Genomic DNA, 23,017 nt, shown 5'->3' with positions numbered 1-23,017 from the left:
CGCAAGCGTATCCACTTGGAAAATGAGGCTTCGATGAATCGCGCCCCTCTTGCTCATAGCATCCTTCAAGCATGTTTGATCGCATGCGCTGGACGTACGTCGGTATACGACGCAATTAAAACCGGCAAACTGCGTGCCGTGAAACGTGGTCGACGCACCCTAATTCTCGATGACGACCTTCGACGTTGGGTTGAGAGCTCGCCCCAGGTCATCGCGAAGCCATCCTCCGTCGCTCATTCGGACGCAACCAGGTCAAAGCGCTTCGCTCCGGGTCGATCACATGCACTGGCCGACCACTCGGTCCTGGCAAATCTCCGGAAATAATGAAATGGGCGATTTAACAAGCTCTCGAAAAACACATAACAAGGATATGGCGCGAGAGTTTCTCTCGTGCCTTGATCCCAGCGCGGACAAATTTACCTTCCAATTTTTCAGTGATGGGAAGGATTGCTTCGCCAAGATTTTCCACGGCACTCTTGATCAAGTGTGGCCAGAAGTGCTTGCGCTCAACACGCTAGAACGGCGGGCTGGCGTGTTTGTAACTGTCAACGCGACCGATTTGCAGGGTCGACGCACCGAAAATATCGTTCGTGTGCGCGCTCTATTTGTCGACGCAGACACCGATGAGCAGACCAAGCGTTGTATCGCGCAAATGAAGGCGTGCGGGGTTACGCCAAGCTTGGCCGTTAAGAGCGGGAGGGGTTTTCATTTTTATTTCTGCGCCGATGATATTCCGCGTGACCAGTTTGGTGCATTGCAAGAACGTCTTATCGAAAAGTTCGGAACCGATCCTGCGGTGAAGGACCTTCCGCGGGTAATGAGGCTTCCCGGTACACTTCATCTCAAAAAACCGGATGATCCTCGACCAGTCAAGTTTTTCGCCGCGCCTGCCAAGCTCTGGCAGCGCGCGGAGTTGGTGGCGAAATTGAGATTAGCTACCGCACCACCGAGCGCGAATAGTCAAACTGAGCCCAACCGTTCCTTGCCAGCACGTTATGACTTAAAGTTGGGTCCCGGCGAGCGCGAGCGCCTTCAAAAGCTATCTGGCCATCTGACTGGCTCTCTAGCAGATGGCATCGACACCAACATTGAGAAAATCCGCTCCGCGATGTCGGCCATTCCCCCGTCGGCAATTGCGTCGGAGGGTGACTGGGTGAAGGTTGCACGGGCTTTGGCGCATGAAGCCGCCGTCTACAAGGGACAAACTGATGAACTCTGGGAGATACTCGACAATGCTTCGCTAGCCGCGCCCGGGTATAACGAGGCAGACAATCGAAGCCGTTGGCGGAGATACACCAGCGAGGCGCTCGATCGCGAAAATCCCATTACCATTGCGACAGTATTCGACCTAGCCAGGAAGAACGGGTGGCAGGGGTGGGCGCCGCAGGCAGTGAATTACCGTGGCGGTAACACGCGGGTCTCGGCTGGTGCAGGAGCCACGGTCTGGCGTCCTAGTGGGTTGAAAGTTTCCTTTTCCAATATCCCTCACCGCCAATGGCTCTACGGTTTTGACCTAATCCGGGGCGAACTCACAGTGCTCGCTTCCCCCGGCGGCGTCGGCAAGTCGTCGCTCGCAATTGGGATGGCGATCTCTGCTGCAACGGGCAGGGAACTGCTCGGGGAGAAGGTTCGAGGAGGCAATGGCCTGGAAGTGCTACTTATCAATGCCGAAGACAGCGGCACCGAAATTCGGCGGCGCGTTTGGGCGTTCTGTAGGGGGCATGGCATCGCGGAGCAGAGCCTATCTCGTCTTAACGTGGCGGGGGCGGATGATCCGCACGTGCAGTGCCTGTCGTTCCTCCGGACAAATAGCAAAAACGTGTCGGAGCTCGATGTCAGCGGGTTTGCGGCTCTTACGTCTGCTTTCGATACATTTCGGCCGGACATCATCGTACTCGATCCGCTCGTTGCATTGTGTGCCGGCGGCAACATGAACGACAACGCTAGTATGTCGTTGGTCATGCGGGAGTTAAAACGGTGCGCCGGAAAATATAATTGCGCCGTTCTGATCGTTCATCATACCAGAAAGGGCGCCGACGTTGGTAGCGCGGAGTCGGTAAGCGGAGCCGCGGCCATCGTTAATCTGGCACGACGCGCTATTATGCCGGTGCCCATGACAGAGGATGAGGCCAAAAAAAATGGGGTCCTTCCGTCAGAGCGCTTCCGCTATTTCAAACTTGTGGATGCCAAATCCAACCTGGCGCCTCGCTCGGCAGATGCTCCGTGGTACCAACTGCATAGCGTTGAACTTCCTAACCCTCAGCCTCCAGTTTATCCGACCGGCGACAGTGTGCAGGCCATCACTCGGGCAATTCTGCCACTGCAGGTAAGCGCTGCCGCTACCGTGGAAGATCAAAAGATGCGGCGTGCCATCCTGGAGCTAGTAGATCGTGGCAAAGTAATCGACGGGATAGCCTATCCTTACAGCCCTAGCCTTGCTGGCGCTAAGAATCAGCGCGGGCTTCTCGACGATGCTATCATTGCGGTCGAAGCAGCCCTCACCTCTCATCAGTTAAAGCCTATCGACCTCGAAACAGTTACAAGGCGAGCGATTGAAGATTTGCAGAAGGATGGGTGGCTTATCGCAGACGCCGTCGAGAAGCTTAAGCCGGACGCTGCCTCTCGGTTCCGTAGAGGTCGCGGGCTCGGGGTCGTTTGGTCCAAAACCCCTTGGGATAGAGGCGTCGGTGACGCCAGCGCCACGGACACCGAACCGATGCTCAACGAGGGCGGTCAATTGGTCAATGCATCGGCAATTGATTGACCAATTCCCCCATGGCAGCGGTGGTGGTCAATCGCCCCCCCTTTAAGGGGGCATTGACCGCCTGCCATCCTCACCTAACAAATCACCACTCGTGCAGCGCATATGCCGGCATAGGACGAAGGAGCCGCGGTGTGGATCGTGCTCGCCGAGAATGGTGTGCCGGGCCTGTAAGGTGGCAAGTACCCCTCCTGGTCACTTACAGAATGTTCGACGCCACCACGCGCGTTCGATCTGCCACCGTGAAACCTTCACACGCTTGAACAATTAGAGCGTCGACTGGCATGTACGATGTCACGATTCGCCGGCGATTATGAGCAAGCACTCAAACAATTGGGCCAACACATGCCGAGCCAGATCGCCAGCGCTATTTACGCAGATAGTGTGCTCGCTGACTGACGAGCAAGGTAAAACGGTCGTGACGTAAAAAATCCGCCACCAAAATCTTCTCTTAAATCAGGTCGCGTAACGTGATCCTAGAAATACCGATCGCCACATCGGTCTGAAACAAATTCAAATGGAGGATCGTTACAATGACAGCCAATTTGAGATCGACGCCCAAGAAGAGGGCCGCTGTTTCTGCGCTTCGCGCTCGAGAACGTTTTGCCGTCAACGGTCCCTCCGATGCGCCGCCACTTCCCCTTTGTCATAACGAGGTCGAAGACTACAGAAATGCGAGGGGTCTAAAGGCCATGGTTGGGTTCTACGCTCGGTCGCTCGAAAGGCTGCGTTACGACGACCAAGAGCATCCATGTTTCAACGATTTCGCCTGCGGTCTAATGGCAGCCAATACCGGGATGTGGCGCATGGAAGAAGATGAAGAGTTGAAGAAGCGTTACCCGCCCCGCCGCCTCGCCGGTATGACGGCGGGCCTCTACTGGGAACCACCTAAGGCAAGCTACAGCCGTAGTTCGGCGCGCGCCGCTTAAGTTGCGCCTGCCGGCAACAGAGACGACGCGTGTCAGGTCAACGTCGCTGGAAGGAGCACAAATGTCGTTATTGGAAAAGCTCAGGGCAGCGAGTTTGGCTGTCGAGGTTCCCGTTGATCCGTGGCTGGCGCCGTTGCAGCGTATCCGCGGCAAGGTGGAGTTCGACGGCTTGGAACGTGTGAGTACCCAAACGTTGCTGGATATGCTTGAGGTCCCGCAACACGGCCGCACGGCCGGCACCTACCGACGTCTCGCGAAGTTGATGGCGGAGTTGGGCTGGGCGGCAGTGCGGGTGCGCGACCTCACGCGTGGCGGTTACAAGGAACAGGTCCGTGGCTATGTCCGCGACGGAACCCGGTAGCGGAGCGCACAGCGGGCATAAAAAGGTAGCACGCAAACAGCATTGCGCCCGTGTCAGGATCTGAAGAGGAATGATGCGGTACAAGGCTGCATTGCCGGAATTCCTGCGCTGCGTCCTCGGACACCGTGGTCATCATTTTTCGGCAACATCCGATTAGCGAATCTGATGCAACAGGACCGAAATCTCCTATGAACATCTCCAGAATTGCTACGGTCGGAATATTGGTCATCAGCGTCTTGCTGGCGGGTTGTGCGAACCCCGAGCAGCAGCGCACCGCCACCGGCGCGGCCTTGGGTGGTGCCACCGGCGCGCTGCTCGGTCAGGCCATTGGTGGAAGCACCAGAAGCACGCTCCTTGGCGCTGGCGCCTTACTCGGAGCGGCAGTCGCCGACTCAACCATCCTCGCCCGAATGGGCCGCCGATGTGCCGCTATGCGCGCCTGATGCCCGTATCTACGTCGCTGAATGCGACGAACGATACTACCGAGGGCGGTACTGATCACTGCTTGCCTGATCTTGATTGTCGGCCAGACACAGGCTCACCGATGGCGCCCCTCTTGAATTCGGACGATTGAGCATGTCGGTTGGTTGCTTACCGACGCAAGCGTGTTGGCGTCGGCGCCACGTTTTACTTTTGACTCTCGTCTTCCCAACCAGATGTGAACTGGTAGCAGCAGGACCACGGAACACCCGGCAGCAAGGTGGATCCAACTCATCCAGGGTCGCAAGGCCTCCGATCCGAGATAGTACAACCCGAAAGCCGTAGTGATCAGCACGGCGTTGATGGTCACCACGAGCGATCCTGAGATGCGGTTCTTGCGGCTTCGCCAGGCCCGTAGCAGGTGTATCGGAATGAGAGCCCCCAATAGCAGCAGAGCAAGCATGGCGGTGCCGCCGTGTATCATCAGCATATTAGCTGCGACCTGCTGCCAGATCTCACCGGTGGAAAATTCTTTCTGCCAGTCCGCCAGGAGCCAGACGGCGCCGCTCAGGCTCAGAACCGCGAAGGCTGCGTAGGTCGAGACACGAAATGATTTCTTAAGCCGCAAGGTGCACCGCCTGAGGCCAGTCGGACGTGATCTGAACCTCCCCATCGACCGAGATCAACAAGGCGCTCGCTCCGTAATGCGCGAGTAGGTCGCCGGCGCCGACCCCGGAGATCATGACGACCTTCGTGAGCGCATCGGCGACCATGCATGACGGCGCGCGAATGGTGGCGCCATCGATTGAGCCGGCCGGTCTTTGTGTTTGAGGATCGATGACGGCCGAACTGCTGGGCCCGCCGCCGACCATCAAATCGAAGCGGCGTGCGCTCGACGCCAATGCTTCGTCTCTAACCTCAACCTGGCCAATTGATCGCGACGGGTCACGCGGGTCACGGACGTGGATCATGTGCGGCTCCTGCCCGAATGCCCGGAGATCACCACCGGCATTGATCAGCCCGCGCGGTATATCGAAGCCACGTAGCACCTCGATTCCGCGATCGACTGCAAAGCCTTTGGCGATCCCACCGAGATCGATCGTGATCGCCGGTGACCGAAAGCGCACTGTCTGTTCAGGCAAAAGCTCGATGGCATCGGTGACGCGCCGTTCCGGCCTGATGACCGGATCGCCATCCAATCCAGGCAGCAGACCCATGGCCTGCAACACCGGCGCGACGGTGACGTCGAAAATGCCCCCGGAGCGTCGATGCATCTCGACCGCCGCCTCCAGGACCTGGAACGTCCAGGCGTGGACCCGTGTCGGGCGGATTCCGGAGTTCCGATTGAGGCGGCTGACATCGCTGTCGCGCTCGTGGAAGCTCATTAACCGATGAGCTTCGGCAATGGCCTCGAATGCGGCGTCAATCGCGGCGTCCGTTTCGGGCCCGGCAGCAGTTGTGACCTCGATCTCCACAAAGGTACCGAGTAGCGGCCGCGCGCGGCGAATGCTATCGAAGGCGATTGGCATAGGCGGCTAAGATCCTCTTCACGCCCTCGGTGACATGCGTCGATGACAGTGTCGCGCCCGAGATGTTCCGGATGTCGCCGTTGATCTTGAGCGCGCTGCTGCTGGTCTTACCTGCGAATTGGCCCAACCAGCTTGGGCTTCTGACCTCGCCGCCATATGATTCCCGGTATTGCAGGATTTCGACCTTATGCACCGCGCCGCCAGGGGTCAGCGCCACCGCATAGTCGATGTACAGGTGCTTGCCGATAACCCGGTCGAAGATAAAGAAGCCCGCGACCTTGCCGCCGGCTTCGGCCTTCCAGACACGGCCTGCCTGAACTTCAGTGAAATGCGTCGCCGACGGAAATGCGTGCTTCTGCGCCTCCCCGATCGATAAGTACTGGACCGCATAGGCAGGCGAGGCAGCTGACACGATCGCTGCGGCCGGCAGCGTATATCGAATCCACGTCATCTCTCACTTGGCTCCCATCTCGTTTCTCGTTTTGCCTTGGCGCTCCCCGTTGCGACGTGCCGCGCTAATCTCAGAAGAAGAATCCGACACCGCCGAGGAACGAGTCCGACATCGCGCCGGTGATGCTCTTGTCGATCACATGCTGATAGGTCGCCTTCAGCACGATTTTCGGCGACGGGAATAGAGCAAATCCGGCGGTATGGAATTGTCGCTGACCGGCGCCGGTCGGCAGATTGGCATCGGTCCCAGCAAAGCCGCCGGTCTGCAGATTCTGGTAGGTATAGCGATAGAACGGCACCGCCTCCCACTCGCTGTTTAAGACGGTTCCGAGTGGCACGTGATAGGCGATCTCGCCGGAATAGCCGTACATGGCCTTGCCGACGTTGTTGGTGGGATCCGAATCGTTGTTCGCTCGCAAGTTCTCCGGACGCCCGAATTCGGCGCGGACATATTCGCCGCGCAGCTCTGCGCCAGTGTTGGGGACACGGTACCGGAATTCGGCGTCGAACATCGCAAGGCTTGACCTACCAAGGAAGTTGCCGAAATCGTCATGTGCGCCGCGCGGCGTCGTATTGGGCGAGTAGTAGCCGCTGACGCTCCCGGCAAAGCCGGGCACGAAGGTTGGCGCGTAATCCAGCCGGCCTGATACCGCCACGGCATTGTTGAGTTGCTGGAAGTCGCCGAGCGGTGGCCTGGAGAATCCAAGAGCATCCAGGCCGTTGATGCCCGCTATGTATGACGTGCCGGGCAAGGAGACTGTTTTCGCTTCAGTACGGTTGTCAAAGGAGTCGCCAAAATCCTCGTTGCTGGTACTGACCATCACTTGGTATTTCAGGTCTTCCGTGATGGTTCCGTAGACACTGGAGGACGGCACCTTCCAGGTTGAAGGAATAAGCCCGTTGTAGAGTTCGGGCCGGTTCACGCTATAGAACTGCGTCGGCTCGTGGTGCTGGTTGATGTAGCCGATTGGCACGAGATCGATGCCGGGCGCGCGCCAGTTAAACTGATCGAGGATCTTGAAATCGACCCAGAGCTGCTCGATCTCGGCGGTACCGTGCAGCTTGTCGTCATTGTCAAAGCCCGAACCCGCGTGCTCGAACTCGATCTCCGCATTGAGGATGATGTTTGGCGTGATCGCGTAGGTCGGCAACAGGACGAAGCGATGCGCATCGAAACCGTTCTGCCACTGGCCGTTGGCGGCGGGGTTTTGCATCGCACCAAACTTGACTTCGCCATAGGCGCCTATGCTGAGACCGGACACAGGTGAATCCACCAACCCGAGAATGGGCTTGTCTCCTGCCGCTGGAAGCGGCGGGAGGTTCAGCATCGGCTTAGCCGGCGTCTCCGTCGCCTCTTTCGCGTCGCTGGATGATGCCGTCGCGTTGGCGTTCCGGATCGGGCCCGTCCGCGATGAGGGCTTGGCGCTGACGCCAGCCTGCGAGTGGCTTTCCTTCTGCTTCAACTCGGCTTCGAGCGTTGCGATACGCCGCTCCATCTTGTCAAGCTTTTTTAGCAACACCTCGTTCGCACTATTTTCCGCTGCAAAGGTGCTGCTACTGGTGAAGATTGACAACGCGGTCGCCGCGAGCAGCGCCGTGCGTATCGATGGGAAGCCAAGCTCGAATTTCGATGCACCCAAGTCCGTGTAATGATGTGATGACATGTGCCCCCTAGATCTGCGGAAAATAGAGAATCCGTGACATTAGAGCGCACCTAGCACTTCCGAGAATTGTTTCGAAACGTTTCGAAGATCTCACGAGCCGATTCGGTGTTAGAATTCCTCTATTCTAGAATAAGAATAATACGCAACTGGGGCTTGCCATACGGTCGAGCGGCCCGCTCCCCTGATAAGCCTGGCCGAAGATCAATGTGTCGCACGGTACCGTCTGCGGTCTCCCCGTAAAGGACCGCTCCCAGAATGCGGGTTTTCCTTCAGCACGAGCCTCTTGTAGACGCCCGAGCCTGCCTCCCGCAGCACGATCTCTTCTCGATCAGGCACATCGGCGAAGTCGCCTGCCGAGTAAAGGCTCACGCCGGTCACCTTCAACTGGGTTGCCATTTCGACGGCACGAAATGTCGTTCAACTCCTGTCAGAGTCTTCGCCGCGACCTTGGCCATGTCGCAGAGCGGCGCGACGAGGCCGTAGCAGACGTTCCTGTGCTCACAGCATTCGCCGATGGCGACGATGTTCATATCAGAGGTCAGCATCTGGTCGTCCACGACGATGCCGCGCTCGACATAGATGCCTCCATCGGTTGCGAGCCGCACCTCCGGGCAGAAGCCGACCGCCATCACCACGATATCGGCAGGAAGAACCGTGCCGTCATCGAGCAGTACGGCTTCGGCGCGCTCGTGGCCGAGGATCGCGATAGTGCGCCTTACAATGGATTTTGATTCCGCGGCCCTCCATCTCCTTCTGCAGCAGATAGCCGGCCGTGGCGTCCAACTGACGCTCCATCGGTCCGGAAACCGAATTCTGGCCGCGGTGTCCAGGGGATGGCGATCAGCGGCCTGGCGGCAGGACGCCTGTCCGGATGGCCGTCGTTGCAGGAATCTGCCCCGCAGCCTGAGTTTCCTGAAGGGGAATGATCCACGGCACCCCAATCTTTGTAATCTTAGCGTAAGTCACGCCTGATAAATCATGAACATGGGCTCGGCGGGTAGTGCCGACGGGATAAAAAAACAATTGTCCAGATTTTGATGTCGGCTTTTCAGCGGATTTGCTGACGGCGAAGATCAGCCAATGAAACGGAAACTGTGTGAGAGGATTGTCGAGGTTTTGAAGCAAGCGGAGCTGGGCCTGCCGGTGGCGGATTTAATCAGCAAGGTAGGGATATCAGAGCAGACCTTTTACTTGTGGAAGACGCAATACGCTGGATTGGGATCGGACCAGGTCCGGGAGTTCGCGCAGCTGTTTGAGGAAAATGCGCGGCTGAAGGAGCTTCTGGTAGTTCTCAGCCTGGACAATGCGGTGCTGCAGGACAATCTGTCAAAAAAGCTTCCCAGTTCGCGCTGATGAAGCAAGGTCGTCGCCTACTGGCTGCGGACCGCTTAGACTCTACCTTCCGACGACAATCTCTCTTCTCGGATTTTCTCCAATCATTCCGGTTCTGGGCTGATCGCTCATGGCTCACAGGGGTTAATGTTGGCGACGATAGCCACAGGCGGCCCGTTCGCCGCGATCTGGAACGGCCGCCTGATGCAGGCGAGCGCCGATTTCGTACGGCAGAGTAGCGGCGCCCGGTTGTTGGGTGTCACGCTGACGGCCTATGCCGTGCTGTGGTTGCTGTATTTCTCAGTTTCGCACGCCACCGTGGATATCCACTTTGACGTTAGCGAGGCGTCGGTGTGGGCGCGAACATTTTCGCTCGGTTATAAGCATCCGCCGATGATGGCATGGATTTTCCGTGCCTGGTTAGCGGTGTTTCCGCGCACCGACTGGGCGGCATATCTCCTGGCTGTCGCCAATCTCGCCGCGACACTGGCGATAACCTGGATGATCCTGCGCGATCACCTTGATAAGGAGCGGGCGCTTGTCGGGATGACGGCACTGATCCTCGTTCCATTCTATACGTTTCTGGCGTCGCGCTTCAACGCCAACACGGTGATGATGCCGTTCTGGGCAGCAACCGTGCTGTTCTATCTCCGTGCGCGCCGCAATGTCCGGTGGACCGACGCGGTTCTTGCGGGTGTGTTCGCTGGCCTGACGTTTCTTGGAAAATACTGGGGCGTCTATCTGATCGCAGGCATCGCGGTTGCGTCATTTGCGGGCGATGATCTCAAGCGTTTCTGGCGATCTGGTGCGCCATTCCTGATGGCCGCCGCCGCGCTGGTCGTACTTGCGCCGCACATCCACTGGTTGCTCACCGAACACAATCACCCCGCAGAAAGTTACATGACGACGAGCGTGATGGTCTCTGCATCGTTCGGCTCGGCGCTGAAGACCTCCGCATTCTATCTCGGTGGCGTCATCAGCTATGTCGTGATGCCTCTCACGTTTTTCGCAGTGCTGAAACCGGATCGCGCAGCTTGGCGGGACACGATCTGGCCGGCCGATCCTGGACGCCGTCAGGCGCTGCTCCTGCTCGTTGTCCCACTGATATTGCCGGCTTTGGTCAATCTCGCGTGGCCCCACCGTCTGACGCCGGTGTGGGCGTTCCCAAACTGGGCACTATTGCCGGTGGTGCTGTTCGGCTCGCCGCGGCTCAGCGTGCCGGCAGTCGCCGCGGCTCGCGCCTGTATAACCGCGCTTGTGGTATCACTGTTGGCCGTCGTCGCTTCTCCGTTGGTCGCGCATGCACATCTCAACTCGCGACGGATCGCACATAACGCACATTACCGTCAGATCGCGGCGGAAATTGCGCACCTTGCCAATTCACCGGCTGTGCTGATCGGCGGCAGCGAAGGTGTCGTCCAGGGATTGTTTTATTATCTGCCCGCGGCGTGGCCTATGGACAGCCCGCCGAATGATAGAGACGTTAAGCTCTCGATCGCTGCGCGCGCCATGGTCTGCATCGAGGGCGACGCCTCCTGTCGAGCCGCGGCCGATTCACTTGCCGGGAGCTCCGGCGGTGTATCGGACGTTACGTTCGCCAAAACATTCCTCGGCTATAGGTCGCCACCGCAGACGTATCGAATCGCCGTGGCGCCTATCCGTCACAGATTCTAGTTCGTGCACCAATCTCACGTGCGATTCACACGCATTCAAGCTATCTTTGCCAGTATCGAGGAGCGGCAGCGGTGATTCCAATTCTATCGGTTGGATCGCCAAGAGGATCGAAAAGATAGCGCGCGCCAAGAAGGCGCCAAAAGGCGTTTCAACCGGAACCCCCCTTAATCCATTCAGTTCCAAGAACAGGCGCCTTGCAAACCGCATTCTTTTCGCGGCGATTGAACAGTTGGGATTTTGTTAACGTTTTCTTTTTTGGAGCTAGGTGTGCACGGCACACCTCTTCGCGCAGGCGAGGCCCCCGGCCTGTCCATGGTACCCCGGGGATAATTTTGCGCCCATCAGCCTGACCAATTCGAGAAGCCTTGCCCGACGCGGCAAATGTAAGCCGCCAATTCCGGCGGCGCAGTCCCCGTCATAGGTAAGTCCATCATGAAGCGCGATCTCTACGCGGAGGTCTCCGCGCGCATTGTTGCGGAGTTAGAAGCCGGTGCCGCCCCTTGGATTAAGCCGTGGTCAGCAACCCCGGGCGCGAACACGCCATGCAACGCAGCGACCAATCGACCCTACTCTGGATGCAACGTTGTTCTGTTGTGGATGGCCCAGGCGGCCGGCTATCGCACGCCGCGCTTCCTCACCTTCAAGCAGGCATTCGAGTTGGGCGGCAACGTCCGCAAGGGCGAGCACGGCACCAAGGTTTATTTCGTGAAGCAGCTGCAGGTTCGCGACCAGGACGCGGACGACAATTCCTCAGCGCGGCTGATCCCAATGATGCGCGAGTACACGGTTTTCAACGTCGACCAGTGCGAGAACCTGCCCGAGAGCATCAATACGGGAAAGCCAATCCGCGTTCGCAATCCCGACACGCGGGACGAACTTGCAGACACCTTCCTGCACTCAACTGGCGCAGACATTCGCGAGGGCCATGGCGAAGCTTACTACGTGCCGAGCCGAGATTTTATCTCGCTACCGGCCTTCGCGGGGTTCAAGAGTGCCGACCATTTCTACAACGTAGCATTCCACGAGCTGACGCACTGGACCGGACACAAGTCTCGCCTTGATCGCGACCTGCATCGCTTTGGCAACGCGGCCTCTGCGGCCGAGGAACTCATTGCAGAGCTGGGCGCCGCGTTCCTGTGCGCAGAGTTTGGCTTTGACGGCGACGTTCGGAACGCGGGCTACATCGCCTCGTGGATTGGGTTTCTGAAGGCTGACAAACGAGCGTTTTTCACGGCCTGCAGCCAAGCCTCTAAGGCCGCAGACTACCTGCGTGGCCTAGCCCTTTCTGAACCGGCGCAGAGGGCAGCGTGATGGCATCCGCACCCAGCCTCAAACAGCGAGAGTGCCGTGAGCCGCTCTATGACATCCACCCTCTGACCGGCATCAGCATCGAGGTGTTCTACTCCGACCGCACGTTAGAGACCTTCGGCAGGGGCGGCGGCGGCTGGTTTTGGTGGTCGCGCCGCCGCGGTTTCTCGCCAGACGGCCCGGCGACCGGCCCATTTGCAACGAGCTACGCCGCGTATCGGCACGCGTTGGGGACCAATTTGGGGGCCGACCCCGACAGCACTTCAAATTATCAAATTATTTCCGTTGGATAGCGGTGTATTATGGCGGAGAGGGAGGGATTCGAACCCCCGATAGGCTTGCACCTATGCCGCATTTCGAGTGCGGTGCATTCGACCACTCTGCCACCTCTCCGGCAGTGCTCACGCAGGCAGTGGACCGCCTTTAGCGCGTTTCAGGCGAAGTGGAAATCGGTTCGCGTGAAGAAAACGCGCGCATTGATACATTGCTGTGCATTCAAATGCAAAACCGAACCATGATCGGGATCGAGATGGGCCCGGCAGCCGTCGGAGGTCCGTCGGTGCCCTCGGGCTCGCTCGCCGGATAAGGTGGGACCGCCGGACGCGATAATAACCGGCGGTCCCGTGCCGCGTCATTGAAATCGTGGCCGGAAGTGCGGCTTCGCGGACCACTTGCGCGACTACGCGACCGTAGCGGCCTTTGCGAAAGCGGCAACGCGATCCTGGTTTTAACCTCACCAATCAAGGTTACTTTGTCATGAAGCGGGTCGGCGCAGCGGTGACGATAGTGCAGGGGCAAGGACTCGGGCAGCCAGTCAGTCCTTGGCTTTCCTGTCCTTCTTGTCTTTACCGTCGTCGGACTTCTTTTCTTTCTTGTTTTCCTTCTTGCGATTGGTGAACCGCGCGTTGCCAAGGCCGGTGCCTATGGTCAGCACGCCCCAGCGGCTGACGTCCTGCATGTAGGGCATTTCGCTCAGGCCCTGCGCTACGCCATCATTGTGCATCAGCACGGTGGTGTCGTGACCGCCGATCTCCGGAATGGCCTCGATCAGCGACCTTGGCAGGTTGAACTTGCTGCTCTCCCAGTTGCCGGGAAGATTCTGCGCGCCTTTTTCGATCGATCCGTCCTCATCGATCACACCCGGACAGGAAATGCCGATGAACGGCGCGAGCTTCAGTCCCTCCTTTTCCGCTTGCGAAATGAGGTCCTTCAGCATCTTCGCGAGCTTCTTCACCGCGCCCTCGCGGGTCGGCTCGTCGTCGGCGTGGCGCCACAGTTCGGACTTCCACACCCCGGCTTTGGAGAGGTCGGCGGCCTTCTTCCAGCGAGTCTCGACCACCCCGCAGCGAATATTGGTGCCGCCGATATCGACCGCCAGAATGCTGTCGAATGCCTCGAAGATCCACGATGGTGCAAGATGCAGGCAGCCGATCAGCCCGGCCTCGTCGGGATCGAAGCGGATCGGGATCAGATGGATTTTGTGGCCCTCGCTTTTCAGCCGCAGGTCGGCGCGGGCGATCGCGATCTCGCCCACCCGGCTTTTGCGAAAGCCGCCGCCGACGACGATGCATTCGGTATCGGCCCAGGCCTTGGTCTTGAGGAAGCGTCCCGTCACATAGGCGAGTTCTTGTGCAAATTCCTCAATGGCGCCATGCACCAGCGCTGCGGCCTCGATGTCGTCACCGACCAGTGCCTCGTCGAGCGATCCCTTGCCGATCTCTTCGGACGGGGTGTTGCCGAGCGGATCGTCGCCGTTTTCCTTCAGCGGCTTGCGCAAGCCGTCTAGGATTTTGCGGAACGCGCCCTTGCTGGCGCGGTCGCCAAGGAAACCATCGTCGTCCTTCAGTTCGATATTGTAGCTGTCGAGGTCCACCGACGGCAGCCGCAAAACGCCGTGCTTGCCGATGCCTGCCGTCGTCAGGGTATCTTCCGCCATGATGTGTGGTGCCCCCTTGCCCGAGTGGTCTTGCCTGCAACAACTATGGGGGAACCCATTGGTTTCATGGTGGAGAGGTGCTGTGATGCTGCGCAGATCGAATCGGCTGAAAACGCCGAAATTGCTGATATTTGGCCGGTTTTTGGGGCCCCTTGCCTTGACTCCCGGTCTTGGGCGGCTATAAGTCCCGCAACCGGCGCGGGGTTTCCCAGCGCCGCTTGTTTTTGCGCGGACGGCGGGCAGTTTCCCCTCGAGAGCGCGGAACTGAACCCATTCAGCATTTTCAGGCAAAGTGGCATCCGGTTTGCCGTTAGAAAATGCTGCGATTAAACGACTGACCAAAAAGCCGGTCCGGACCTGTCCGAGACCGGGATCGAACACGAAGGAATAAAACGATGTTCGCAGTCATCAAAACCGGCGGCCGGCAATACCGCGTCGTTCCGGATGATGTGCTCGAGATTGGCAAGATCGCCGGCGATGTCGGAACGATCGTGCAGCTTGGTGAAGTTCTGGTGCTCGGCGGCGACACGCCGGTGCTCGGTGCGCCCACGGTGGCCGGTGCCACCGTCGCGGCGGAAGTGCTGCAGCACAAGCGCGGTCCCAAGGTGATCGCGTTCAAGAAGCGCCGCCGCAAGCATTCGAAACGCAAGCGCGGTTATCGCGACGAGATCACGGTGCTGCGCATCACCGAGATTCTGGCTGACGGCAAGGCCCCGACCATCGGTCCGCGCCCGAAGCGGGAAAAGCCCGTGGTGACCAAGACCGACGACGGCGACGAGAGCGACACTCCGAAGGCGGCAAAGAAGAAAGCACCGGCCAAGAAGGCCGCTGCTGCCAAGGCTCCAGCAACGAAAGCTCCGGCGAAAAAGGCGGCGGCGAAGAAGCCTGCAGCCAAGAAGGCGAAGAGCGAGAAATAAGAGCGATTAAAAATATCCGTGAGAAAAAGTGAATGATTCTGTCACGGAAATGATCTAGAGATACGGACGAGACTGGAGACGGGCGATGGCTCACAAAAAAGCAGGCGGTTCTTCGCGTAACGGTCGAGATTCGGCCGGCAAACGCCTTGGGATCAAGGCGTTCGGTGGCGAGCACGTGATTCCCGGTAACATCATCGCCCGCCAGCGCGGCACCACTTGGCATCCCGGCCTTAATGTTGGCATGGGCACGGACCATACGCTGTTCGCCAAGGTCGAAGGCCGCGTTTCGTTTCGTGCGAAAGCCGGCGGCCGCACTTTCATATCGGTCCTCCCGATGACGGAAGCCGCGGCCGAATAAACGGTGGATGACATTGCGTCCGCCGGTCCCTGTTGAACCGGCGGAGCATCAAGGGCTCCAAGGGGGAGGCGGGAAACCGGCCTCCCTTTCTTAGTTTTTGCGTTTGCATCTGGACCTGCGTTCGCAACACGGAGCCCGACCATGCTGCAGGACATTCCGACTCCGACTCTCGCGCTGCGCGAGACGCGGCCGTTCGTCCTCGAGACCGAGCGTCTGAGCCTGCGCAAGCCGACGCTCGCCGACGTCAAGGCCATTGCCGCTCTCGCTAACGATCGCCGTATCGCGGAGATGACGCGTCGCCTGCCGCACCCCTATACGCAGGATGACGCGGTTCGTTTCGTCGAAGCCGTCGCCGGCGACAGCAGCGAGACCGTGTTTCTGATCGAGCACAATCATGCGCCGGTCGGGGTAGCCGGCGTTGACTGGAGCGAGCCGGATGCGCCCGAACTTGGCTATTGGATCGGTGTCGATTGCTGGGGGCGGGGTTTCGCCACCGAGGCGGCGCGCGCGGTGATCGACTACACCTTCGAAACATTCGCAATCGACCGGATGATCTCCGGCGCCCGCGTTGTCAATCCGGCGTCACGCAACGTGCTGGAGAAATGCGGCTTCCAGTGGAGCGGCGTCGAGTTGCGTCGCTTCAGGGCACTGGGATCATCGACGCCGGTCGATCGCTTTCGTCTCACGCGCGGCGTTTGGTCGTCGCTGAAGAACTGGAGCAACGCCGCGCGCCGCGAACGGTAACTTTGCGCGGCGCCAGGAGTTTCACCTCTCCCCGCCGGGGAGAGGTCGATGAAACGCAGCCTTGACGGTCGGCTGAGGGGTGAAGCATCGAGGTTAACCTCTCACCCCAACCGTCTCCCCATAAGAGAGGGTGCGCAACCTGTCCGGAACTGGTCCTAAAGGACATCCGAAATTCCCGATGGCACGCCGGTTGCAATCATCCGCAAGTTGACGGCTGTCCCCGTCGGGTCCGATGGTATAACGTTGCAGTCTGTTCCGCGGCGTCGAAGTCAAATGACCCTGGTCCTGATCCTCGCGTTCGCAATTGCCGTCGTCTCATTGGCGGAGCGCAGCGTTGCGCATCTTGGGCTGGCGGTTGCCGGACTGTGCTTCAGCGCCGCGCTCCTGCTGTTCGCCGTCGACGATGTCGGACGAGCCATCCTGCTGGCGTCGATGCTGGCGGCCGCCGTATCGGGCGCATCGGTCGTCAAGTACAAGCACAGCGGGCTGAAACTGATCGTGACGGATTTGCCGCTGGCGTTCGCGGGCACCGTGCCGTTCTTTGTGGTGCAGTATCCACTGGCGGTGGCGGCGGTCGTCGCCGGTGGCGTCGCGCTGGCAGGTGCGGGTATCGCTACGCTGCTCTTTGTGCAGGGCTCGCCGGTTTCATTCGAATGGCGGATCGCTATTTTCATCGCGGCGCTGGCCGGTCTCGTCGCGGCCTACCGGGTGGGCGGTGGCGCGGTTGTTTTCCAGCCCATCGCCGCACAGCGCCGCTGTTTCCTTTCGGCCCTCATCGCCTCCTTGCTCGATCCAAGGTCCTGGCGGCAATCCGGCGGTTTGGCGCTCTGCGATATCGCTAGCGAGCGGTTGCCGCTGATGCCGGCGGTTCCCGCGCGTACCCTGATTTATCCCGACATCATCGTCATCCAGCATGAATCGATTTTCGATCCGCGGACTTACGGGCTGCCGGTCGAACCAGGTGTCGCGGCCTTTCTGTCCCCGGCGCATGGCTGCTATGGAAGTCTCAACGTCGATATATTCGGCGGCGGATCGTGGCAGTCCGAATTCAGCCTGCTGACGGGCCTCTCCAGCGCGAGCTTCGGTTCCAGCGCATATTATCTATTCAAGCGAGGCGCCGGCCGCTTTCATCACAGTCTGCCCAACTGGCTCACATCGCTGGGCTACAGGACGATGCTGACGTCAAGCTGCCGCCGCGACTTTCTCAACTACGATGCGTTCTACCGGGCGATCGGAATCGGCGATCGTATGTTTGCCGATGACTTTCCGCCGCCCTTCGATGCCAACAGGTTCGAGACAACCAATTCCGATGCCTTATTTCTGGACGCCGCCATTGAAGCGCACATCCGGCGCATCGCCGAAGATCCCTCGCCGCGATTTCTCTACGCACTGACCAATTTCAATCATGGCCCGCATAGCCGGCGGCTGGTCGCGCCCGGACATTTTGAGAGCGAGCGGGCGTTTGCCTACGCCAGCAACCCCGATCCGGATTACGCGGAATACTACGCGCGGCTTGCGGAGACCGCCGCGACCTGGAGCAGGCTTAAGGCCAACCTCGCTGCGCGTTTTCCCGATCGGCCGATGCTGGTCGTTCACTATGGCGATCATCAGCCCGTCATGACGCGAAGGATCGAGGCGAAATGCAGACTGGCTCCCGACGCGCGCCGTCAGTTCCGCACCTTCTACGCCATCGAAGCGCTGAACGGCGCCGCCGACGGACTTGTCGCCGGGCGGGGCCGCGCGCTCGACATCGCTTTTCTCGGAACCGTTGCCTTGCTTCAGGCGGGTCTGCCGCTGGACGAGGTTTTTGCCACGCGCGCGAGCCTGCTCGATCAATGCGGCGAGTCCTACTTCGCGTGCTCGTCGGAGCGCAAGCGCCGTTTCCACCGCACCCTGGTCGAACGCGGTGCGATTGATGTGGCAGGCGTGGGGAATATCGGCGTCAGGCCGCAAGTCAGTCTCTCGAAGTCCTGAAAACGGCCGCGTTTCGCTGGACCGCCAGTGAAACGCGATGCGGAATGTCGGAATCGCACCCCTGGAGCTTGACGGTTGCCTCGCGGGCGCGCGTACCCTACCTATCCACCATGAAATTCCTCGATGAAGCCAAGGTCTATATCCGCTCCGGCGACGGCGGCAACGGCTGCGTGGCGTTCCGCCGCGAGAAGTTCATTGAGTTCGGCGGCCCCTCCGGCGGCAATGGCGGACGCGGTGGCGACGTTATCGTCGAGGTCGCCGACGGCCTCAACACACTGATCGACTATCGCTACCAACAGCATTTCAAGGCGCCCAAGGGCACCAACGGCATGGGCTCGGATCGTCACGGCGCCAACGGCAAGGCCATCGTGCTTAAGGTGCCGCTCGGCACTCAGATTATCGACGAGGATCGCGAAACCCTGATCCATGATTTCACCACGGTCGGCGAACGCTTCGTGCTGGCCGAAGGCGGCAATGGCGGGTTCGGCAACGCGCACTTCAAGTCGTCCACCAACCGCGCGCCGCGCAACGCCAATCCCGGCCAGCTGGGGGAGGAACGCTGGATCTGGCTGCGGCTGAAGCTGATCGCGGATGCCGGCCTGGTCGGCCTGCCCAACGCCGGCAAGTCGACGTTTCTGTCAAAGGTCAGTGCGGCGAAGCCTAAGATCGCGGACTATCCGTTCACCACGCTGCACCCGCAACTCGGCGTCGTGAATGTGCAGGATCGCGAATTCGTGCTGGCGGATATTCCGGGGCTGATCGAGGGCGCCCATGAGGGTGCGGGGCTCGGCGATCGCTTTCTCGGCCATGTCGAGCGCTGCCGCGTGCTGCTGCATCTGGTCGACGCCACCTGCGAGCATGCGGGCCGCGCCTACAAGACCGTGCGCGGCGAACTGGAAGCCTATGCCGGAACGCTCGCGGAGAAAATCGAGATCGTCGCGCTCAACAAGATTGACGCGATTTCAGCCGAGGACTTGAAGAAGCAGCGCGATCGCCTCAAGCGCGCGGCGAAGAAAACGCCGCTGCTGCTGTCGGGCATCACGGGCAAGGGTGTGCTGGAGGCGTTGCGGGCCCTTGTCGCCGTGATCGGCGAGGCGCCGGTGTCGGACAAGGCGAGGGGCGCTGAAGGTTCGGCTGGGCCGACGATCGAAACGCCGGTGGCGCGGGCCAAGCCGTGGTCGCCTTAGGCGTTGCCGCGCTCAGGCGCTAAACCGGCATTGCCATAGAGCCGCGATCCGGACCGGCATTCCGCTTTCCAAGGCGCCGCTTTCATGTGATGAAAGCGGCGCTTCGTTTCGATTGACCGCTGACCGCCATGACCAGCCTGCAACTCAAGAAATTCCGCCGCATCGTCGTCAAGGTCGGCTCATCGCTGCTGATCGACTCCGAGGCCGGCGAGGCGCGCGCGGCGTGGCTGTCGGCGCTGGCCGCTGATATCGCCGGGCTTCATGGCGAGGGACGCGACGTGCTGATCGTCTCGTCCGGCTCGGTCGCGCTCGGCCGCAGCAGACTGAAGCTGCCGCGCGGCCCGTTGAAGCTGGAAGAAAGTCAGGCTGCCGCAGCCGTCGGGCAGATCGCGCTGGCGCGGATCTGGTCGAAGGTGCTGGGCGATCACGGCATCGGCGCGGGGCAGGTTCTGGTGACCTTGCAGGACACGGAAGAACGCCGCCGCTATCTCAATGCGCGTTCGACCATCGCGAAACTGCTCGAATGGCGCGCCGTCCCCATCATCAACGAGAACGACACGGTCGCCACCAACGAAATCCGCTATGGCGACAATGATCGTCTCGCCGCGCGCGTCGCCACCATGGCGAGCGCCGATCTGCTGATCCTGCTGTCGGATATCGACGGTCTTTACGATGCGCCGCCCCATCTCAATCCGGATGCGAAACTGATTCCGGTGGTGAAGCGCGTCACCGCCGATATCGAGGCGATGGCGGGCAGCGCCGCCTCCGAATTGTCACGTGGCGGCATGCAGACCAAGATCGAGGCGGCGAAGATTGCGACCACATCGGGCACGCATATGCTGATCGCCTCCGGCAAGATCGATCATCCGCTGCAGGCCATCATAGACGGTGGACGCTGCACCTGGTTTCTGACGCCGGCGAATCCGGTCACGGCGCGCAAACGCTGGATTGCCGGCTCGCTGGAGCCGAAAGGCACGCTGACCATCGATGCCGGCGCGGTGGCGGCGCTGCGCGCCGGCAAAAGCCTGCTGCCGGCCGGCGTGATCCGGGTCGATGGGCAATTCGCGCGAGGCGATGCCGTCATCGTGCGCGGTCCCAATACGCATGAGATCGGCCGCGGCCTCGTCGCCTACGACGCCGACGACGCCGAGAAGATCAAGGGACGCTCATCCTCCGATGCGGCGCGGATTCTCGGCATCAGCGGCCGGGCCGAAATGATCCACCGTGACGATCTCGTAGTCGGCGGACCGCGCGGCGAAGCTGGCTAGTGGTGGTTCAGGTTCGATCGAATCGTCAAGCCCGGCTTATGCCGGGCCATGACGAGTCCTAAAACATTTTTTGGCTAAGTGGAAAACGCATTAGCTAACGATGCCGGAGCCGATCATGCTGCTGGATATCACGTAGATCGTTCCCATCGCCGTGATTCCAAAGGCGGCAGCCGCCATCGGCAGCAATATCTCGGTCGCCGCTTGTCCGGCGCTCTGCTGGCTGCCCCAAACCGCAAATTTACCCGTGATCCAATCCCGGAACGGGACCTCGTTCGGATGCCTGTCGTAGTCTGGCTGATGTCTGTACCACACCAGAAACGACGCGCTGAAACACAGGCCAGCCACCAGAAACAGCACGGTGATGAAGGCCAGCGGAAGTGCGACGAGGCTCTGCCTGTCAAAAAAGAGCCATGCCATCAGCACGAACCAGGTAACGAAGCCGGCTGCTATCTTGGGGATGGCGGAGTGAAGCTGAGTGTAGGTCTCGTTCGCCGGATGATTATGAGCGACTAGTTCTCTAGCCATGGAGGTGCCTTTCTTAAGATGGTGCACAATGTGGGCTTCGCGGTTTTGAGATGGCGAGACGCCATGCCGCGGGCGAAGGGGCTGGCACGCCCCACATTGAGCTGACCAGCCCTACAGAAACAAAACTGCGTCGATCACAGCGGGTTTCAGGCGTCACGGAGAATTGGACGAATGCGAGATTGTGTGATGATGCAAACCGGATCGCGGCTCTTGGCTCGTCCTGAATTTCCGGCCCCGCTGCCGCGAGAGCTTCCCTTTGCCAAACGGCGGCCGGGTGCAGGCACGGCCGGCCAGGCGGAGCTCGCCGCTCAATAGCCGACCGGTCGCAAGTGTGCTAGGACGTGGCCTTGAGAGAAATGTAACCGCCAGGACCGCTACCTCACATGACTGCCTCCCTGAAGGCCGTCGGCGTTTCGGCCGATCTGCCGGCTCTGATGAGCGAGCTTGCAGCGCAGGCGCGCGTCGCCGCGCGCGCGCTTGGTCTCGCTTCGACGGCGCAGAAGAATCAGGCGCTCGATGCGATAGAGCGCGCGATCCGCGCCAATGCCGCCGCTATTCTCAAGGCCAATGCCGAGGATGTTACTGATGCGCGCGCCAGCGGCGCTACTTCCGCGTTCGTCGATCGTCTCACGCTCACGCAAGCGCGCGTGGATGCGATGGCCGACGGCGTCAGGGTGGTGCGCGAGATCGACGATCCCGTAGGGCGCATCACCGAAAGCTGGCAGCGGCCCAACGGCATGACCATCGAGCGCGTGCGCGTGCCACTCGGCGTGGTCGCCGTGATTTTTGAAAGTCGCCCGAATGTTTGCGCCGATGCCGGCGTGCTATGCCTCAAGTCCGGCAACGCCGTGATCCTGCGCGGCGGCTCGGACAGTTTTCGGTCGTGCCACGCGATCCATGATTGTCTGGTGCAGGGTTTGCGCGAGGCGGGATTGCCGGAAGCCGCGATCACGCTGGTGCCGACACGCGACCGCGCGGCGGTCGGATTGCTGCTGAGCGGATTGAACGGCGGAATCGACGTGATCGTGCCGCGCGGCGGCAAGAGCCTTGTCGCGCGCGTCGAAGCCGAGGCGCGCGTGCCGGTGTTCGCGCATCTGGAAGGCGTTAATCACGTCTATGTCGATGGTGCCGCCGATCTCGCCATGGCGAAGTCGATCGTGCTCAACGCCAAGATGCGCCGTCCTGGCGTCTGCGGAGCGGCCGAGACGTTGCTGGTCGATCGCGCGAGTGCCTCGAAAACCTTGAAACCGCTGGTCGAGATGCTGATCGAAGCGGGCTGCGAAGTGCGCGGCGATGTGGCCGTGCAAGGCGTCGACGCACGCGTCAAGCCCGCGACCGATGACGACTGGGACACAGAATACGAGGACGCGATTATTGCCGCGCGCGTGGTCGATGGCATCAGTGATGCGATCGACCATATCCAGCGCCACGGCTCGCACCACACCGATGCGATCGTGACCGAGGATTCGAAGACGGCCGCGCGGTTTCTCAACGAGGTGGATTCCGCGATCGTGCTGCACAACGCCTCGACGCAGTTCGCCGACGGCGGCGAATTCGGCTTCGGCGCCGAAATCGGCATCGCGACCGGAAAATTCCATGCGCGCGGACCGGTCGGCGCCGAGCAACTGACCAGTTTCAAATATCGTGTGCACGGCACCGGGCAGACCCGGCCGTGAGCGC

20 protein-coding genes, 1 tRNA gene and 3 pseudogenes are annotated in these 23,017 nt (G+C 60.4%); 16 read left to right on the top strand and 8 right to left on the bottom strand.

Features of this window, described 5'->3' with window-relative positions:
- Positions 1-33 precede the first annotated feature (33 nt).
- The 5 genes and pseudogenes from ACSZOQ_RS15575 (at position 34) to ACSZOQ_RS15555 (ending at position 4,549) form a co-directional block, all read left to right on the top strand.
- Entirely contained in the window at positions 34-324 is a 291-nt protein-coding gene (locus ACSZOQ_RS15575) for a helix-turn-helix domain-containing protein (protein WP_439923341.1), read from the top strand.
- A 4-nt stretch (positions 325-328) separates the two neighbouring features.
- A complete protein-coding gene (locus ACSZOQ_RS15570; RefSeq protein ID WP_439923340.1) occupies positions 329-2,764 on the top strand; it encodes an AAA family ATPase in 2,436 nt (811 codons plus the stop codon).
- 530 nt (positions 2,765-3,294) lie between these two features.
- Positions 3,295-3,690, top strand: coding sequence for a hypothetical protein (locus ACSZOQ_RS15565; protein WP_439923339.1), 396 nt, complete (start codon positions 3,295-3,297; stop codon positions 3,688-3,690).
- Positions 3,691-3,751: 61 nt separating this feature from the next.
- Entirely contained in the window at positions 3,752-4,051 is a 300-nt protein-coding gene (locus ACSZOQ_RS15560) for a hypothetical protein (protein ID WP_439923338.1), read from the top strand.
- A 188-nt stretch (positions 4,052-4,239) separates the two neighbouring features.
- Positions 4,240-4,549 (top strand): annotated as a pseudogene (locus ACSZOQ_RS15555) (hypothetical protein).
- Positions 4,550-4,589: 40 nt separating this feature from the next.
- On the opposite strand, the gene ACSZOQ_RS15550 reads toward ACSZOQ_RS15555, so the two are convergent.
- From ACSZOQ_RS15550 to ACSZOQ_RS15530, 5 genes and pseudogenes are all read right to left on the bottom strand, one after another.
- Positions 4,590-5,099: a hypothetical protein gene (locus tag ACSZOQ_RS15550; RefSeq protein ID WP_439923337.1), complete on the bottom strand. Its 510-nt coding sequence runs from the start codon at positions 5,097-5,099 to the stop codon at positions 4,590-4,592.
- Positions 5,089-6,000 (bottom strand): FAD:protein FMN transferase, encoded by a 912-nt coding sequence (locus ACSZOQ_RS15545; protein WP_439922558.1) that lies wholly within the window; start codon positions 5,998-6,000, stop codon positions 5,089-5,091. Before ACSZOQ_RS15545 ends, ACSZOQ_RS15550 begins: the two co-directional genes overlap by 11 nt.
- A complete protein-coding gene (locus ACSZOQ_RS15540) occupies positions 5,981-6,451 on the bottom strand; it encodes an FMN-binding protein (protein ID WP_439922559.1) in 471 nt (156 codons plus the stop codon). Before ACSZOQ_RS15540 ends, ACSZOQ_RS15545 begins: the two co-directional genes overlap by 20 nt.
- A gap of 70 nt (positions 6,452-6,521) precedes the next feature.
- The gene (locus tag ACSZOQ_RS15535) at positions 6,522-8,114 is read right to left on the bottom strand and encodes a hypothetical protein (protein WP_439922560.1); all 1,593 of its coding nucleotides are present in this window, start codon (positions 8,112-8,114) and stop codon (positions 6,522-6,524) included.
- A 151-nt stretch (positions 8,115-8,265) separates the two neighbouring features.
- Positions 8,266-8,909: pseudogene (locus ACSZOQ_RS15530) on the bottom strand (NAD(P)/FAD-dependent oxidoreductase); the annotation flags it as partial.
- 285 nt (positions 8,910-9,194) lie between these two features.
- Here ACSZOQ_RS15530 and ACSZOQ_RS15525 point away from each other — a divergent pair.
- The 4 genes and pseudogenes from ACSZOQ_RS15525 to ACSZOQ_RS15510 form a co-directional block, all read left to right on the top strand.
- Positions 9,195-9,452 (top strand): annotated as a pseudogene (locus ACSZOQ_RS15525) (transposase); the annotation flags it as partial.
- 144 nt (positions 9,453-9,596) lie between these two features.
- Positions 9,597-11,120 carry a glycosyltransferase family 39 protein gene (locus tag ACSZOQ_RS15520; RefSeq protein WP_439923336.1) on the top strand — a complete coding sequence of 508 codons (1,524 nt, stop codon included), beginning with the start codon at positions 9,597-9,599 and terminating at the stop codon, positions 11,118-11,120.
- A gap of 432 nt (positions 11,121-11,552) precedes the next feature.
- Positions 11,553-12,431: an ArdC family protein gene (locus ACSZOQ_RS15515; RefSeq protein ID WP_439923335.1), complete on the top strand. Its 879-nt coding sequence runs from the start codon at positions 11,553-11,555 to the stop codon at positions 12,429-12,431.
- A complete protein-coding gene (locus ACSZOQ_RS15510; protein WP_439923334.1) occupies positions 12,431-12,721 on the top strand; it encodes a hypothetical protein in 291 nt (96 codons plus the stop codon). The genes ACSZOQ_RS15515 and ACSZOQ_RS15510 overlap by 1 nt, the downstream gene beginning before the upstream one ends.
- A gap of 10 nt (positions 12,722-12,731) precedes the next feature.
- Here the strand turns inward: ACSZOQ_RS15510 and ACSZOQ_RS15505 are convergent.
- Positions 12,732-12,821, bottom strand: a tRNA-Ser gene (locus ACSZOQ_RS15505).
- 421 nt (positions 12,822-13,242) lie between these two features.
- Positions 13,243-14,364, bottom strand: a complete 1,122-nt coding sequence (locus ACSZOQ_RS15500) for an ROK family protein (RefSeq protein ID WP_439923333.1) — start codon at positions 14,362-14,364, stop codon at positions 13,243-13,245.
- 395 nt (positions 14,365-14,759) lie between these two features.
- Between ACSZOQ_RS15500 and rplU the strand changes: the two genes are divergently transcribed.
- The 6 genes from rplU to proB all read left to right on the top strand — a co-directional run bounded on the left by rplU (position 14,760) and on the right by proB (position 20,812).
- Positions 14,760-15,281: a 50S ribosomal protein L21 gene (gene rplU, locus ACSZOQ_RS15495; RefSeq protein WP_439923332.1), complete on the top strand. Its 522-nt coding sequence runs from the start codon at positions 14,760-14,762 to the stop codon at positions 15,279-15,281.
- 85 nt (positions 15,282-15,366) lie between these two features.
- Positions 15,367-15,639 (top strand): 50S ribosomal protein L27, encoded by a 273-nt coding sequence (gene rpmA / locus ACSZOQ_RS15490; protein WP_439923331.1) that lies wholly within the window; start codon positions 15,367-15,369, stop codon positions 15,637-15,639.
- A 141-nt stretch (positions 15,640-15,780) separates the two neighbouring features.
- Complete coding sequence (locus ACSZOQ_RS15485; RefSeq protein ID WP_439923330.1) at positions 15,781-16,383, top strand: GNAT family N-acetyltransferase; 603 nt, start codon at positions 15,781-15,783, stop codon at positions 16,381-16,383.
- Between the two features lie 273 nt (positions 16,384-16,656).
- On the top strand, positions 16,657-18,357 hold the full coding sequence (locus tag ACSZOQ_RS15480) for a sulfatase-like hydrolase/transferase (RefSeq protein ID WP_439923329.1): 1,701 nt from the start codon (positions 16,657-16,659) through the stop codon (positions 18,355-18,357).
- Positions 18,358-18,467: 110 nt separating this feature from the next.
- Positions 18,468-19,544: a GTPase ObgE gene (gene obgE, locus ACSZOQ_RS15475; protein ID WP_439923328.1), complete on the top strand. Its 1,077-nt coding sequence runs from the start codon at positions 18,468-18,470 to the stop codon at positions 19,542-19,544.
- 128 nt (positions 19,545-19,672) lie between these two features.
- On the top strand, positions 19,673-20,812 hold the full coding sequence (gene proB / locus ACSZOQ_RS15470) for a glutamate 5-kinase (protein ID WP_439923327.1): 1,140 nt from the start codon (positions 19,673-19,675) through the stop codon (positions 20,810-20,812).
- A gap of 90 nt (positions 20,813-20,902) precedes the next feature.
- On the opposite strand, the gene ACSZOQ_RS15465 is transcribed toward proB, so the two are convergent.
- Positions 20,903-21,337, bottom strand: a complete 435-nt coding sequence (locus ACSZOQ_RS15465) for a hypothetical protein (RefSeq protein WP_439923326.1) — start codon at positions 21,335-21,337, stop codon at positions 20,903-20,905.
- Between the two features lie 383 nt (positions 21,338-21,720).
- Here ACSZOQ_RS15465 and ACSZOQ_RS15460 point away from each other — a divergent pair, with 383 nt between their 5' ends.
- Complete coding sequence (locus tag ACSZOQ_RS15460; RefSeq protein WP_439923325.1) at positions 21,721-23,013, top strand: glutamate-5-semialdehyde dehydrogenase; 1,293 nt, start codon at positions 21,721-21,723, stop codon at positions 23,011-23,013.
- Positions 23,014-23,017: the final 4 nt, after the last annotated feature.

The organism is Nitrobacter sp. JJSN, from assembly GCF_051912485.1.
Lineage (GTDB): Bacteria > Pseudomonadota > Alphaproteobacteria > Rhizobiales > Xanthobacteraceae > Nitrobacter.
This window is presented reverse-complemented; position numbering and strand designations above follow the sequence as displayed.